Below are 15,309 nucleotides of genomic sequence, written 5' to 3' on the forward strand. Positions count from 1 at the left end.
TGTATTTTGATAGGGCGCAATGTCTGTCTGTCCTAAAACGCTAATAAATCCAATTCACTCGTTCCTTCAATATTAAGTCCCATCTGCGCGTCATAAAATGTCTCAGATAAGATAAAAATACCTGTGTCTCTGACAGTATGTAACGCGCCTGCGGTAAATAGCGCGTTAAAAGTATGCGCAAAGACATTGATACTGTATTGCTGCGCGTCTCGCACCAGCTGATAAAAGTGGCTGTCACTCACGCTTGTATTACAAAGGGCACTAATCAGGTGCCGTCCTTCCTCAAGGTACGGCACAATAATGGCTTTGGTTGGTGCGTCAATGGCTTTAAAGGTGCGCCCTGCGTCCATAAAGGACTGCCAAAGCTGCGGAAACTGCTCAGCTTGATGCCGCTGTATATTGTTGTTATTAGTCAATGGATTGGTGCTGTTACTGCTCAGCCAGCTATATAAGGTTTCTGTACCTGTAGACTTACCCTTGCTGTCCTTAATGGGGTATGCCATTTCTTTTATACCGTGCTCGGTCTGATAGTAATGATGGAAAAACTGCTGCATAATGTCGGGGTGCAGCAAATGTACATCGCCATATGTGCTATGCGCCCATTGGGACAGAATATTGCTCATGATGGCCTTTCCTTGAGCGATGGTAGGCAGTTTATTCAGGTTTTCGCTCTCTGGACGTACGATAAATACCTGCCCTTTAACAGGCTTGTCTTGGTCGTCACGCATCTCGCCATGACGGTTACAGCGTCCCGCCGCCTGTGCGATACTGTCAAGCCCTGCCAAAAAGCGCACGACGGAACGAAACGATACATCCACGCCAGCTTCAATAAGCTGAGTTGAGATTACCAAAGTTGGTAAGCCTTGTTTTAAACGGTTTCTAATTTGGTTTAATAGGTCTTTACGATGGCGAGCGCATTGGGATGTACTCAAATGATATAGCTCGTTTTCAGGCACGGTGTCTGATAGTTTTTGATAAAGCTGACTGGCCCACGTCTTGGTATTCACGATGACCAAAGTGCTGCTAAATTGAGCAAAGTTATCTCTAACATAATTTGTCAAACCATCTAAATCTTGAGGGTTTTTAGTATGGTCATGAGTATCGACGCGCTGTAAAGTATCGAATAGGGTATGTAGCTGAGCGCGCTCGCCAATGATTTCGGTAGCAGAGTTCAAGCTGCCATTATGTGCTATCGGTAAGTTGTCCAGTACGGGCTGGGTGGCGGTGCACAGCACAGCGCTTGAGTTGGCGTGAGTGGTCAAAAAATTGAGCGCGCTACAAAATAGGTAGTAGCAATTCATTGGTAAAGTCTGTATCTCATCAAAAATGAGCACCGCACGACTTAACTGATGCAAACGTCTAACGCCTTTAGTGCCGCCGCCAAAGCAGCTTTCTAAAAACTGTACCATGGTGGTAAACACAATGGGTGCGTTCCAATTATCCATAATCAGTTTGCTTTGCCACGTCTGTACGTCAGGCTCTAGGTTTGAATGTTGTTCTAACACCCATTGACCATCAAAGATGCCGTCAGGGCTTTCTTCTTCCAAAATCTTACGCACCTCAGCAGCATTCTGCTCAATGATGCTGGTAAAAGGAATAATGTAAATGATGCGGTCGAGGTTATGCCGTTTGGCATGTTGCACAGCAAAGCGCAGGCTGGCGAGTGTCTTGCCGCCCCCTGTCGGTACGGTTAGGGTAAAAATACCTTGGTCAGACTGTGCAGCGTGTAGGCAAGTTTGGGCGATATGGTTGCGCTGTTCATTGATTGGGTTTGGCGGGCTATGCGCTGCTTTATCAGCGAAGCCTTGATAGAGGGTTTCGATTTTATCTATCGCGATTTGCCAGTCTGGTCGCGTGTCATCTAAAAGATGGGCTTGGTTTGGGTGTTCGAAAGCGATGCTGTTGCTACGGTCAGCATCAATCAGACAGCTAAACAGCAAGCGAGTCAAAAACCCCAAATAAAAGTCTTTTTGCTTGTCCGTAGCGCGGCTATCTACCATGATTTTTTTGACAATACCTTGAAACTCTTTAAGCGTGTCTTTTTTAAAGCTGTCACCCAATTGCGCAAACAGCTGCTCTTGTTGGGCACGCTCTAGTGCTTGGGTATAATGCGTGTCTTTTTCAGGTTTGTTTTTGCGGTTGAGTAAATATGGCTGGGCATTTTGTCCGACGACATTAACAAGCCCACTATGATGTGATGCCACACAGATAAATAGCATATCCGCAAGCAGCTGTCCTTCATAGCGGCAGATTTTTTGTTGTGTATGTGCTTTTAGATAACTTGAGCCTAATTTTTCAAACTGCTCTTTAAGATAAATAGCGCCCGCTGTAGAGTGGTCCACTGAGCCTTTAGTTGGTTTCCCTCTACGTAATATTTCAGCCTCTTCATCTTCATCTAAACCCAATTCTTTATAGTTAGCATGGATGACACACTCTTTTATATACTCTTGAAACGCCGTGCTGTATTTGCCAAGATCATGTACCAGTCCAATCAACTCACCTGAGAGGGGTAAACCAATTTTGGCTGCTAGTGCTTTACTTATCTCTGCCGTACCTGTTAAATGGTCATAGAGTAGTTGTTCGCTACCATCACTCTGACGCACATGCGCAATAAATTTCTGCCTATCAGTATTGGACTGCTTTTTTTGAATTTCCATGTCTTCCATGATTTTAAATCCAAACAAGAGTTTTTAATTTATTTAATAGACAATAGCCTAATTTGATCAGGGTAACAACACAGAAATAAAACATTTACGACAACGGATGTCGTTGAAGGTTTAAAAGGCAATAAAAAACCAGACAACCTAAGTTGTCTGGCAATAAATTTTTTCTAAAAACCTATCTGTCTACAATAAGCTGTCCACCAGAAAAGCTAATACACCCCTCACAAAACCAAGAGTTCAATCTCCTTGCATGAGGAATATCTGCTGGGACATCTAATGGATAGGGACGACCACAGTACTCACAGTGTACGTCATCTAAATAAACCTGACATTTTGCAAGTGTAGCAAATAAAACATCAGTCTCCGTGTTGTGGTCATAACAAAGCAGTTCTAAATGCGCTATATAATCACTGGGCGACGCATAGGACCAATACTCATAGCACAGACGCTTTGCTGTATCATCCAGAGCTGAATCAAAGACAAAGTTCAAACTCATAACATTCTCCTTAGTATCCATAGCCAGTGTGTGGTAGTAGCTCGTAAAGCTCACTCTGTAGCTGACTACACATATCATCAACGACATAGTCAGGATTGGCCTCTAAGCGCGTCTGAACCCATATGCGCAGCGCCATATGATTATCAAAGCAACTATCAACACTCAGGAACCTAGCTAAACCAGTACCTGACTGAATACAGATCTCACAAATGAGGTAGTTAGCAATATTATCTGCGCCATTACTGACATAGCCACTAGGTTTAAACGTCGCATGCAGTTTATCGTAATCAATCATTTTCATCGTGACGTCTCCTTGTCAGTAGATACTTGAGCCATCTGACTCCGATTGACCAATGCTTCAAACGCACTACCATCCTGCCTAGTCATGTTCGGTACGTAGCGACTATAAGTATTAAACAGCATCTTAGTCGTAGCGTGTCCCATTTGACTAGCAATCCATTCAGGACTTTCCCCAGCAGCTAACCATAGCGTTGCTGCAGTATGACGAGTCTGATAAGCATTGCGCTTTTTCAGACCTAAAATCTTAAGAGTAGGGTGCCAAACACGTTTATTTACGTTGTTATAATCAAGTGGTTCACCTGTATGCGCGCAAAATACATAGTCAGATCGCTTATAAGTGATGGTCTGCTGTTCCTTCAGAGCATCGTAGACCCAAGGTGACATTTGAATCGCACGATAAGACTCCTGAGTCTTAGGAGGAACAATTTTGCCCTTAACATAAGCTTGTTTGATCACAATCTCACGTCGATCAAAGTCAATGTTCTCCCACGTCAATCCATCGATCTCACTCGTACGCATCCCTGTGAAAAAACGTACCAGATAATAATTGCGATAGTCTGCTCTCACCCCATTGATAAACGTCCAAACCTCACTTAGTGTGAATGGTTGAATATCCGTTTTGGGCTGTTTGAGCGCATTGATATCGTAGTAAGGATTATCAAATTTATAGCGTTTAGCTGCTTCTTTTAGTATCATACCTAAAGGTACCATTATCGAATTGATGCGTGCCGCTGACAGATGTTTGTTAGCTTTTCCGTAAGTCACTTTGGCGAGGGATGAACGGAAAGCTAATACATCTGTCTTTTTTATGAGATGAATGGGTTTAGTCCCAAACTTAGCAATCAAGTACATATCAATAATCTCCTTTATTTTGCGCTTGTAAGTATCACGCCATTCAATTTCTTTTTCAGAAAACCATAATTTTGCAAACTGTTCAAAAGAGGGCGTATCGGTACTAATGCATTCCTTGCGGTTGTTTAACGCTACCATCTGTGCCGCTTTATCACTTTTTGGAAAGTACTTAGCATAGTTGAACAGTCCTAAAACGATTTCTGCTTCCATTTTCTCAATCACTTTTTCAAGCTTCTTGCGATTCGCTGGTGTGTCTGTTAGGTTTGTCGTCTCCCGACAGCGTATACCCATATAGTAAAAATCGACAAATAGCATATTGCTCCCTCTACGGGTTCTAATACTAGCCATCCTATTCCTCCTTATTGTAGTGCCATGGCATTGACGCTACCGGCAATGCCAGTGCGCATATCTTTTTCAATCTCTTCCCAAATGTACAAAATTTTACGACCACCGAATGGGCGTATATAATGAATGCCTTCGATAAGCACGCTATCTTTGAGCTCATTACGGATAGTACGAGGGTTATATTTGATGAGCTCAGAAAGCTCTTGGGTAGTTAGGTAGGTATGTGACATAATAAATTCCTTGTAAGCCAATTAAATAACTAGGTTGTTTTATCGAGATAACAAATAGTTTTATAAAAGTAATTTGTTGTTCGATAGAATTACTTTACTAGCTATTGTTAGTTGATGCAAGTACTTTTTTAGTCTATTAAGGAATTATTAATGATTTTATGTAATTTACCAGTGCTACTAGCTGAACGACGTATGAAGGTGGCAGATCTAATAAGGATGACAGGAATTAGTAAGTCGACAGTGCACAAGATCTATAACGAACAGACTTCAAGAATAGATTTTGACACTATGGATAAAATTTGTGAGGCACTAGATATTGAAGTAGGTGATTTATTTACTTATGTACCTAACGAGTCGCTAGATAAAGAGAAGTAAATCAATTTTGAGATTGCTTTAGATAGTTTAGGGTAGAGGTCAAAAGTGCTACTCTGAAAGAAAGGCGAAATAGATAGCAGGCGCAACTTAGGCACAATTTGGGCACACACGTTTTTTGATGATGTTTGCTGAAAGTGAGAAAAGAGGTAATTTGAATCGACGTATAGTTTCCTTTTCCGCTACAGCCCATATTTCACGGACAAAAAAAAGCCCCAATCTTAAGATCGGGGCTTTCTAAATTTGGTAGGCATAAGCAGATTCGAACTGCTGACCTCTACCATGTCAAGGTAGCGCTCTAACCAACTGAGCTATACGCCTATTTAGGTTGAGCATTTTAGCAAGTTTCTCAGACTTTGCAAGCCTTTTTTATAATAATTCTATTTTATTATCATAATATTTGATGTTACGCGCCATTATCAAATATTGCAGTATGTTTTTTATGTATGTTTTCTAAATATTTAATTTAACACGTTTAGTTTTTATTGTTAATAATAGGGTGAAACCGAATGGATCAGCGCCTATAACTGGTATTATATCTCTCTAACGAATGTGATGGTCATAATAGCAATGATGTAAAGTCATTCGTGTTAAACAAGCATTCAATGAAAACTAGAATTAGTCGGAGGATAACATGGGCTTATTGGTAGATGGTAAGTGGCAAGATAAATGGTACGACACGGAAGAAAATGGTGGTCGATTTGAGCGTGAAGATGCCGGGTTTAGGAACTGGGTAACGGTAGATGGCAGTGCAGGTCCTACAGGTGTTGGCGGATTTAAAGCTGAATCTGATCGCTATCACCTATACGTGTCGCTAGCCTGCCCTTGGGCACACCGCACTTTGGTTTATCGTAAGCTTAAAGGTTTGGAGCAGATCATTCCGATATCTGTGGTTCATCCTTTTATGGGAGAGCACGGCTGGACGTTTGCAGAGGGCGAGGGCGTGATTGCTGATCCGCTTATCCATGCAGATTATGCTTATGAGCTTTATATTAAAGCAAAACCCAATTATACGGGACGAGTTACTGTTCCGATTTTATGGGACAAAAAGACCAATACGATTGTGAGTAATGAGTCATCAGAGATCATTCGTATGTTTAATTCAGCTTTTGATGAGGTTGGCGCACTAGCAGGAGATTTTTCGCCAGCATCGTTATTGCCAGAAATCGATGACATTAATGCGTTTGTCTATACGACGATTAATAATGGTGTGTACAAGGCTGGATTTTCGACCACACAAGAGGCTTATGAAGAGGCAGTGATTGAGCTGTTTGCCGCATTAGATACACTGGAAGCACGTCTAGCAGATAAGCGTTACCTCACAGGTAGCACTATCACCGAAGCGGATTGGCGACTATTTACCACCTTAGTTCGTTTTGACGCGGTTTATGTTGGGCATTTTAAATGCAACCTGCGCCGCATTATCGACTATCCAAACCTGTGGGGCTATCTGCGTGATCTATACCAAGTTCCAGGTATCGCTGAGACAGTGAATATGGAGCACATCAAGCAACATTATTACACCAGCCACGCCAATATCAATCCCACTCGTATCATCCCTATTGGCCCTGCTATTGATTTTACGACAGCCCATCATCGTGATCAGCTATAGATATGTTTGTTTTATACATGTGAGCAAAAACGGCTTAGTATAAATAGAATCTCAATAAAAACACCCCAGCGACTATAAAGCAGCTGGGGTGTTTTACGATGTAAAAGGCATTTTAATTGATATTAAGCATTGTTTAGCTGACGGGCTGCCTCTAACGCAAAGTAAGTCAAGATACCATCTGCACCAGCACGGCGGAAACCAATCAGAGATTCTAAAATCACAGCATCACTGAGCCAACCGTTCTGTATAGCAGCCATGTGCATGGCATATTCACCAGAGACTTGATAGGCAAAGGTCGGTACACCAAAGGTATTTTTGACTTCACGGATGAGGTCTAAGTATGGCTGGCCTGGTTTGATCATGACCATGTCAGCGCCTTCATTGATGTCCATAGCGACTTCATGCAAGGCTTCCGCACGATTGCCAAAGTCCATTTGATACTGTTTTTTGTGCCCGCCTTTTAAGTTGCCAGCGCTACCAACAGCATCACGGAACGGACCATAGTAAGCAGAAGCATATTTGGCTGAGTAAGCCATGATCGCGGTATTAACAAAGCCTTCTGCTTCAAAGGCATCACGCATGGCTTTGATACGCCCATCCATCATGTCACTAGGAGAGATGATATCAGCGCCAGCACGGGCATGCACAAGGGCTTGCTTGACCAATACTTCGGTGGTTGCATCGTTGATCACATAACCACTGTCGTCGAGCAGACCGTCTTGACCGTGCGATGTATAAGGGTCTAGTGCGACATCAGTCATGACAACCATCTCTGGTACGGCGTCTTTGACCGCTTTGACTGCGCGTGCGGTAAGACCATCCTCATCGTAAGCGGCTTTGCCATCAGGGGTTTTTAATGCGTTGTCAATGACAGGGAAGATGTCGATGGTGGTGACACCCTCTGCCAAAAGCTCTTTGGCATAATTAATAAGTAAATCGATTGATAAACGCTCAACGCCCGGCATGCTAGAGATCGTCTCGCGCTGATTGTCGCCTTCTAATACAAAGACAGGCGCGATAAAGTGCTTGGGATGCAGTTCGACTTCACGAATCATTGCACGTACATTGTCGTTATAACGTAGACGACGCAAGCGAGTTTCAGGGTATTGGCGGTTAAACGTATAGCTCATAATAATTCCTTACTATCATTTTAATAGTTATGGTGTTGCTCGAGTGAAAATTATTTTATAAGTCGTTTTTTATGGCGTCATGCTTTATGGCACTAACTTCTCAAAAAAGCGACTTATAAAACGATTTTACTATAACTAAAAGGCTCAAAATAAAGCAAAAAGCCCTACCAAGTTAAGTCGGTAGGGCTGATGATACTTATCGACTATCAACGTGAAGATACGGTGACGTCACGAGATTATGAGCGCATTATTTAAGGCTCAACAATCTGTGTGACAGGCACCTGTTCAACGCTCGCATCATTGAAGCGAGTCTCTTCAGTCACCACACCGACGGCTGCATCTTTTCTACCATCGTCATTGACATCGACGATGGTGGTGGGTTCAAAAGTGGTGGTTTTTGTCGTTTGAGATTGCTTGATTGCTAACGCCTCTTGTGGAGACACAACAGGTGCTGAGCCAGCTGCTTGAATAGCATTTGTTGCTTTGGCTTTTGCACTTTTGGCAGATCCAGTGACGATTTGGGCTAAGTTGGTGTGCTGCGGTACAGGAATCACTGCTGGCACATCAAGGTTAGCACCGCCACCGAGGGCTTGATACAGCTCAACTTGACTGGTGATTTTCTGTAGCTCTAAATCCAATATACCTTGCTGAGTAGAGAATAGAGAACGCTGAGCATCAAGTACGTCTAGATAGTTATCAAGACCGGCTTTGAAGCGGGCATCAGCAATTTGATAAGTCTGTTCAAAGTTATCTTGCAAGCGATACTGCGACTGTAGCTGCTCACCCAAAGTAGCACGCGTAGCCAGTACGTCTGACACTTCACGGAAGGCGGTCTGAATAGCACCCTCATAATTTGCCAATGTTTGCTTGCGTTCGATTTGGGCGACATCATAATTGGCATCCAAGCGACCAGCATCAAAAATAGGCACGCTAATGTTAGGACCAAATGACCAACCAACCGCGCTGTTTTTGAACAAATCGCTCAGGCTGCTACTACTCACACCGACACTACTGGCAAGGCTGATCGAAGGATAATAAGCAGCACGAGCCGCTTCGATATTGGCACCAGCTGCTTTTAGGTTATATTCTGCTTGTAGCACATCAGGACGATAGCGTAACAGCTCGCTTGGCAGTCCTGCGCTAAATATCTTTTGAGTAGTGATATTGCTGACCGCAGGCGTTGGGATCAGCTCATTTGGTATAGCGCCGCCCACCAAGTACTGCAAGGCATTACGTGATTGCAGAATACTGCTTTGCGCGCGTAGTACCGCTAGCTTAGCATTCTCAAGTGACGCACTGGCTTGTAGTGATGGTAGCTTGGGATCAATACCTGCTTCAAAGCGCTTATTAGCGATAAACAGTGACTGCTCACGGCTCTGTACGGTGGCTTCAGCCAATTTTAACTGTGCCAGACTGTAGCTGAGATTGGCATAGCTTTGGGCAATATTACTAATCAGGCTGATCTGGGTGGCATCTTTGGCAGCAGTGGTTGCCAAGAAGCTTTGCAGCGCTTGATCTTTTAGGCTGGCTATTCGGCCCCAAAAGTCTAGCTCGTAGCTGGCAAGACCAAGCTGTACGTTATAGCTGCTGTTTGGACTAGTGCTGACACGGTTTTGCGCCTGACGAGTATAGCCTGCGCTGCCGTTGATGGCTGGGGCGTCATTGATATCGGTGATTTGATATTGTGCACGTGCTTTTTCAATTGCCAAACGCGCACTTTCAAAGTCTTTGTTTTTCTCAAGGCCTAACGCAATCAGTCCTTTTAAGCGCTCATCGCTATAAAAGTTCTGCCAACGCTGGGCAGCAATACTTGGCTGCTCAGGAGTGCTGATTGTTTCCTCATCGAACGCACCGTAGGTTTGCTCCATGGGGATATTTGGCTCTGCTAGGACAGGACTCATATCCGCTTTTGGGATAGTGTTACAAGCTGCCATGCTCATTGCTAAGGCAGTCAGACCTAATAGGCGACTACCATTTTTGCGCAAGCGTGAGATAGCTGGCTGTGCAGCAGATACTGGTACTGCTGCTGAGTTGGTGATAAACATATTTTGAGCACTCATTATCTATTGTCTCCAAGGCTTGCAGGCTGATAGTTATCAGAAGGCATTGGGTTGTGCGAGTCAGGCGTACCGTTGCCATCATCTCTATCGTTTGGCTTATTGTTCTCATATTTGTGCGGGAACGCGCTACGCACCCAGATATAGAACATAGGAATAAAGAAGATGCCTAATAATGTGGCAGTGATAACACCACCGACAACACTGGTACCGATAGCGTTCTGACTGCCTGAACCTGGACCATTTGCCAAGAATAATGGCACAACACCCAGTCCAAAGGCAAGTGAGGTCATAATAATCGGACGCAGACGTTGACGCGCGGCTGTCATGACGGCCTCTCTGAGACTATAACCTTCCTCTTGGTGTTCTTTGGCAAACTCGATAATCAAGATGGCATTTTTGGCGGACAAACCAACGACGGTGAGTAGACCCACTTGCAAGTAAATATCGTTGGCAAAACCACGTAGCCACGTAAATATCACCGCGCCCAATACCCCAAGTGGAATAACCAATAGGACAGAGAAGGGGATAGACCAGCTCTCATATAGTGCCGCCAAGCACAAGAATACGACGAGGATTGAAAGCGCATAAAGCATCGGCGCTTGGGCACCTGATTTTTGCTCTTCCAATGACATACCCGTCCACTCGTAACTGATGCCTTCAGGTAATTTGTCTATCATGGCTTCCATTGAGCTCATGGCTTCACCAGTACTTAAGCCTGGCGCTGCGCTACCTTGGATATTCATTGATGGCAAGCTGTTATAACGAGTAAGACGTGGCGAACCTGACTGCCATTCACTGCTAGAGAATGCGTCGAATGAAATCATATCATTCGTCTCATTTCGTACATACCACTTACCAATGTCATCAGGGTTGGTACGGCTACTGGCTTCACCTTGTACATAGACACGTTTGATACGGCCGCGATCGATGAAATCGTTGACGTAGCTTGAGCCCCATGCAGTCGAGATGACGCTATTGATGTTACTCAATGATAGGCCATAAGCGGCCGCTTGCTCTTGGTTAATGTTGACTTTGAGCTGTGGTGAATCTTCTTGACCGTTAGGACGCACACCAGATACTTGATCATTCTGTGCTGCCATCCCTAAGAGCATATTACGGGCTTCAAGTAACCCGTCGTGCCCAAGGTTACCACTGTCCTGAAGCATCAAATCAAAACCACTAGCATTACCAAGCTCAGTAATTGCTGGCGGTACAATAGCGAATACTTGTGCTTCATTTATTTGAGTAAAGAAATACCCCATTGCACGACCAGCAACGGCTTGCGCTGTGTTTTCATCACCAGAACGCTCCTCCCAATCTGACAATCGAACGAATGCCAGACCCATGTTTTGACCTTGGCCGGCAAAACTAAAGCCAGCAATGGTAAAGACAGACGCAATGTTGTCAGTCTCTTGAGTATCATAATAGTTTCTAACTTTATCCAGTACGTCTTGCGTCTCATCTAATGTAGAGCCCGCAGGAAGCTGAACCAAGGTAAACATAATGCCCTGATCTTCTTCTGGTAAAAATGAGCCTGGAATACGTAAGAATACGACCGCCATGATACCGATGATGGCTGCATAGCCAATCATGTAAAGCCATTTAAAACGAATACTTTTGCCGACAAAGTTTTCATAAGAGCGGCTAAGTTTAAAGAAGCCACGGTTAAACCAACCAAAGAAACCCTTTTGCTTTTCGGTACTGCCTTTTTCGTGACTCTTACCACGTTTTAGTAAGGTGACACATAGCGCAGGAGTAAAAATAAGCGCGACCATGGCTGATAGCACCATGCTGGTAATCAGTGTGATAGAGAACTGGCGATAAATCACCCCTGTTGAGCCACCAAAGAACGCCATTGGTATGAATACGGCAGACAAAATAAGCGCGATACCAATAACGATCTTACTGATTTCACCCATCGACTGGGTAGTCGCGTCTTTGATAGAGATATGAGGATCTTCTTCCAAGATACGCTCGACGTTCTCTACCACAACGATCGCATCATCGACCAGCAGACCGATGGAGAGTACCATAGCAAACATGGTCAATACGTTGATACTAAAGCCTGCAACGTATAGCACCGCAAAGGTACCTAATAGGACAACAGGTACGGCAAGCGTTGGAATGATGGTTGCACGCCAGTTCTGTAAGAAAATGAACATGACGATAAAGACCAGCACGATCGCTTCGATAAGCGTATGCACGACTTGCTCGATAGAAAGCTTCACGAATGGCGTTGTGTCATAGGGAACAACTGATGCTAAACCTGCCGGGAAGTTTTGTTCCAGCTCTGCCATACGTGCACCAACAGCCTCACGAGTTTCAAGTGCGTTGGCACCACTAGCAAGTGAGATACCTAAACCAGCTGCTTCTTGTCCATTATATAAAGACAAAATACTATAGTTTTCACTACCGATTTCGACGTCTGCTACATCGCCCAAACGTACTTGCGCACCAGAGACATCTGTTTTCAGCAGAATATTTTTAAACTCTTCAGGCGTTTGTAGATAGCTTTGAACAGTAACGGTTGCGTTGATAACCTGTTGATCTGTATCAGCAGGTGCCTGTCCTAACTGACCAGCAGATACCTGAGCATTTTGCGCTCGTATCGCATTGACGATATCAGATGGCACCATGTTATAACTGCGTAGGCGTGAAGGGTCAAGCCAAACGCGCATGGCATAGGTAGAACCAAAGACCTGAACTTCACCCACACCTTCGACACGACTGATCGAATCGAGAACATTTGAGTTGATATAATCGGCAATATCGGCCCGATCCATACTGCCGTCTTCAGAGATGAACGCCTGCACCATCATAAAACTGCTGGATGACTTATTGACGTTAACACCTTGACGCTGTACCGATTCCGGTAGCGCACTCATCGCCGCTTGCAGTTTGTTCTGTACTTGTACCTGTGCTGTATCAGAGTCGGTACCATTTTCAAAGGTGAGCGTGACTGATGCACCACCATTCGAAGAGCTCGATGATGACATGTACATCAGGCCATCTAGACCTTTCATACGCTGTTCAATGACCTGTACAACGGAGTTTTCAACGGTTTGAGCATTAGCACCAGGATAGCTTGCACTGACCGAAATCGTCGGTGGCGCAATACGTGGATACTGTTCAATCGGTAGATTAAGAACCGATAACACCCCAATGAGCATGACCAAAACAGCCAGCACCCAAGCAAAAATAGGGCGATTAATAAAAAAACGTGACATAGTATATCCCTAAGTCTTCCTGTCTTTGAATGGAATTAGTTAGCAGCGGCTTCTGTTGATTTTTCACTAGAAGTGGCATTGCTAGCTGGCTTTTTATCCATTGTTTTTGCAGCTTGCTGCGGCGTCTTAGCATTAGGTGCACTTTGTGCAGATGGCGCTGGATTTGCGCTCTCTAGTGGCTTGGCAACCACCTCTTGCTCAGGCTTAACTTTGGCACCGCCTATCACAACTACTTTGTCACCTGCTTTTAAGCCATCAGTGACAACCCACTGACCATCATAAGTACCGTTGATAGTGACTGGACGTACTTGAATCTTGTTATTTTCATCAACAATATAAACTTGTGTCTCGCTCTTAGGCGTACGCGTGACAGCGCTTTGAGGAACTAGTGCTGCATTGGTAATGACACTTTGAGTTAAGCGAGCCGTCACGTACATACCTGGTAGCAAAATATTGTTGCTGTTTGGGAAAATCGCACGCAAGGTAACTGCACCTGTTGATTCATCCACTTTTGCTTCAGACAAAGCAAGCTTGCCACGCACGGGATAGACTGAACCATCCTCTAGCACCAACTCAACTGAGTTCATGCCTGGCTGAGCTGAGCCGTCTGCTATTTGCTGACGTAGCTTGAGCAGCTCAGAAGAAGACTGACTGATATCAACGTAGATAGGGTCTAAGCGCGAAATGGTGACCAAAGGATCCGCTTGACCGGCGCTCACTAGCGTACCAGCAGTCACGCTTGAGCGATCAGTACGACCGGTAAGAGGCGCGCGTACGATAGTACGGTTCAGATCCAATGTGCTAGCATCAAGACCAGCTTGCGCGGTTTGAATGCCTGCTTTTGCGCTTTCGATACCCGCTTGTGTCTGACCGACAGCAGCTGCGGCACTTTGCACCGCTGCCTGTGCGGTACGTACGGCAGTCTGAGCTTGCTCATACTGCTGCTGTGAGATGGCGTTGATGCTGACCAAGCCTTGCAGACGTTGCAAGTCATTTTGCGCCTGAGCCAATGACGCTTGGCGGCTGACTAGCTCAGCTTTTGCATTGGCATTATTTGCCAATGCTGTTTGATAGTTCGCCTGTGATTGCTGTACAGCTGCCTCACCACTGCTTACCGAAGAGGCATAGTTATCAGTATTAATGCGATAAAGTGGTTGACCTTTTTTGACATTGCTTCCCTCACGGAACAACACTTCGTCAATGACGCCATTTACTTGTGGGCGGACGTCGGCAGTTTGATAAGCTGCAGTACGTCCAGAAAAAGTCTGTACTTGGGGGACGGTGTCGAGAGTGACAGTCTGAACGTTGACAACTGCAGGCGGCATTTGTTGCTGTGCGGCTTGCTCACCAGCGGCGTCATCGTTTTTGTCACAGCCAACCAGTACAGCTCCAGATAGTACAGATGCTATTACAAGCGCAAGAGTAGAGTGCTTCATCAATGTCCTCGGCAATATGTAAATAAAAATAATGACAGTATAAAAAGTTAAACAATAAATTTTGGTATATAAATTATAAAATTCTACTAATTTTGCAGGTTTACACTACCGTTGCCAATACAGTCTTTAGATAAACTGACTCGGCAAAAATCTCGCTAATAGGACATTCAATAGTGAGATAAATGAAGTACTGCTGTCAGCTGATTGGGTATCAAAAGTGTAGGTAGACCACAAAATGGATTAGTAAATTTAATGAGTTATTATAAACTATTGGGGTAACCCCATAGTCAAGCGATTCATAATAGGACGGAGAGTAAAAAGCGGAAATATCATGTTTTATGAATAAACAAAATGTCGCTATAGTAAGCGTTAGGCCAATTAACAGCTGATTAAGATACATACAACCTACTATCGAAATTTATTGTAATTTTTTGTTATAACCGTAAAGCCTCAGTAGCATTAAGGTCTTAAAACAGCAAAAAACCTGCTTTGTAAACAATTCAACAAATTTAGCAACCCTTAATTACGACCATGAAGAAATCGTTATCAGTGTGCCTCTATTAAGCGTGATTAAATATCATCCAAC

At 44.2% G+C, this 15,309-nt stretch carries 11 protein-coding genes and 1 tRNA gene; 2 read left to right on the forward strand and 10 right to left on the reverse strand.

Annotated elements, in window-relative coordinates; genetic code table 11:
- Window positions 1-32: 32 nt before the first annotated feature.
- From cas3 to I3255_RS03090, 5 genes are all read right to left on the reverse strand, one after another.
- Window positions 33-2,666, reverse strand: coding sequence for a CRISPR-associated helicase Cas3' (gene cas3, locus I3255_RS03070; protein ID WP_238036737.1), 2,634 nt, complete (start codon window positions 2,664-2,666; stop codon window positions 33-35).
- Between the two features lie 172 nt (window positions 2,667-2,838).
- Window positions 2,839-3,159: a hypothetical protein gene (locus I3255_RS03075; protein ID WP_238036738.1), complete on the reverse strand. Its 321-nt coding sequence runs from the start codon at window positions 3,157-3,159 to the stop codon at window positions 2,839-2,841.
- Between the two features lie 10 nt (window positions 3,160-3,169).
- On the reverse strand, window positions 3,170-3,460 hold the full coding sequence (locus I3255_RS03080; protein ID WP_238036741.1) for a hypothetical protein: 291 nt from the start codon (window positions 3,458-3,460) through the stop codon (window positions 3,170-3,172).
- A complete protein-coding gene (locus tag I3255_RS03085; RefSeq protein WP_238036744.1) occupies window positions 3,457-4,659 on the reverse strand; it encodes a DUF3596 domain-containing protein in 1,203 nt (400 codons plus the stop codon). Before I3255_RS03085 ends, I3255_RS03080 begins: the two co-directional genes overlap by 4 nt.
- A gap of 11 nt (window positions 4,660-4,670) precedes the next feature.
- Entirely contained in the window at window positions 4,671-4,886 is a 216-nt protein-coding gene (locus I3255_RS03090) for a hypothetical protein (protein ID WP_075107543.1), read from the reverse strand.
- Between the two features lie 150 nt (window positions 4,887-5,036).
- Here I3255_RS03090 and I3255_RS03095 point away from each other — a divergent pair, with 150 nt between their 5' ends.
- Window positions 5,037-5,261: a helix-turn-helix transcriptional regulator gene (locus I3255_RS03095; protein ID WP_095570171.1), complete on the forward strand. Its 225-nt coding sequence runs from the start codon at window positions 5,037-5,039 to the stop codon at window positions 5,259-5,261.
- Between the two features lie 241 nt (window positions 5,262-5,502).
- Here the strand turns inward: I3255_RS03095 and I3255_RS03100 are convergent.
- Window positions 5,503-5,579: transfer RNA gene (locus I3255_RS03100), tRNA-Val, on the reverse strand.
- A 313-nt stretch (window positions 5,580-5,892) separates the two neighbouring features.
- Between I3255_RS03100 and I3255_RS03105 the strand changes: the two genes are divergently transcribed.
- Window positions 5,893-6,870, forward strand: coding sequence for a glutathione S-transferase family protein (locus tag I3255_RS03105; RefSeq protein WP_238036746.1), 978 nt, complete (start codon window positions 5,893-5,895; stop codon window positions 6,868-6,870).
- A 122-nt stretch (window positions 6,871-6,992) separates the two neighbouring features.
- Here I3255_RS03105 and hemB read toward each other — a convergent pair whose 3' ends face one another.
- From hemB to I3255_RS03125, 4 genes are all read right to left on the reverse strand, one after another.
- Entirely contained in the window at window positions 6,993-8,000 is a 1,008-nt protein-coding gene (hemB, locus tag I3255_RS03110) for a porphobilinogen synthase (RefSeq protein ID WP_238036747.1), read from the reverse strand.
- Between the two features lie 251 nt (window positions 8,001-8,251).
- Window positions 8,252-10,060: an efflux transporter outer membrane subunit gene (locus I3255_RS03115; RefSeq protein ID WP_238036748.1), complete on the reverse strand. Its 1,809-nt coding sequence runs from the start codon at window positions 10,058-10,060 to the stop codon at window positions 8,252-8,254.
- Entirely contained in the window at window positions 10,060-13,287 is a 3,228-nt protein-coding gene (locus tag I3255_RS03120) for an efflux RND transporter permease subunit (RefSeq protein WP_238036749.1), read from the reverse strand. The genes I3255_RS03115 and I3255_RS03120 overlap by 1 nt, the downstream gene beginning before the upstream one ends.
- Window positions 13,288-13,322: 35 nt before the next feature.
- Complete coding sequence (locus tag I3255_RS03125) at window positions 13,323-14,723, reverse strand: efflux RND transporter periplasmic adaptor subunit (protein WP_238036750.1); 1,401 nt, start codon at window positions 14,721-14,723, stop codon at window positions 13,323-13,325.
- Between the last annotated feature and the right edge of the window lie 586 nt (window positions 14,724-15,309).

The organism is Psychrobacter sp. Ps6, assembly GCF_022129235.1.
Classification (GTDB): Bacteria; Pseudomonadota; Gammaproteobacteria; order Pseudomonadales; family Moraxellaceae; genus Psychrobacter.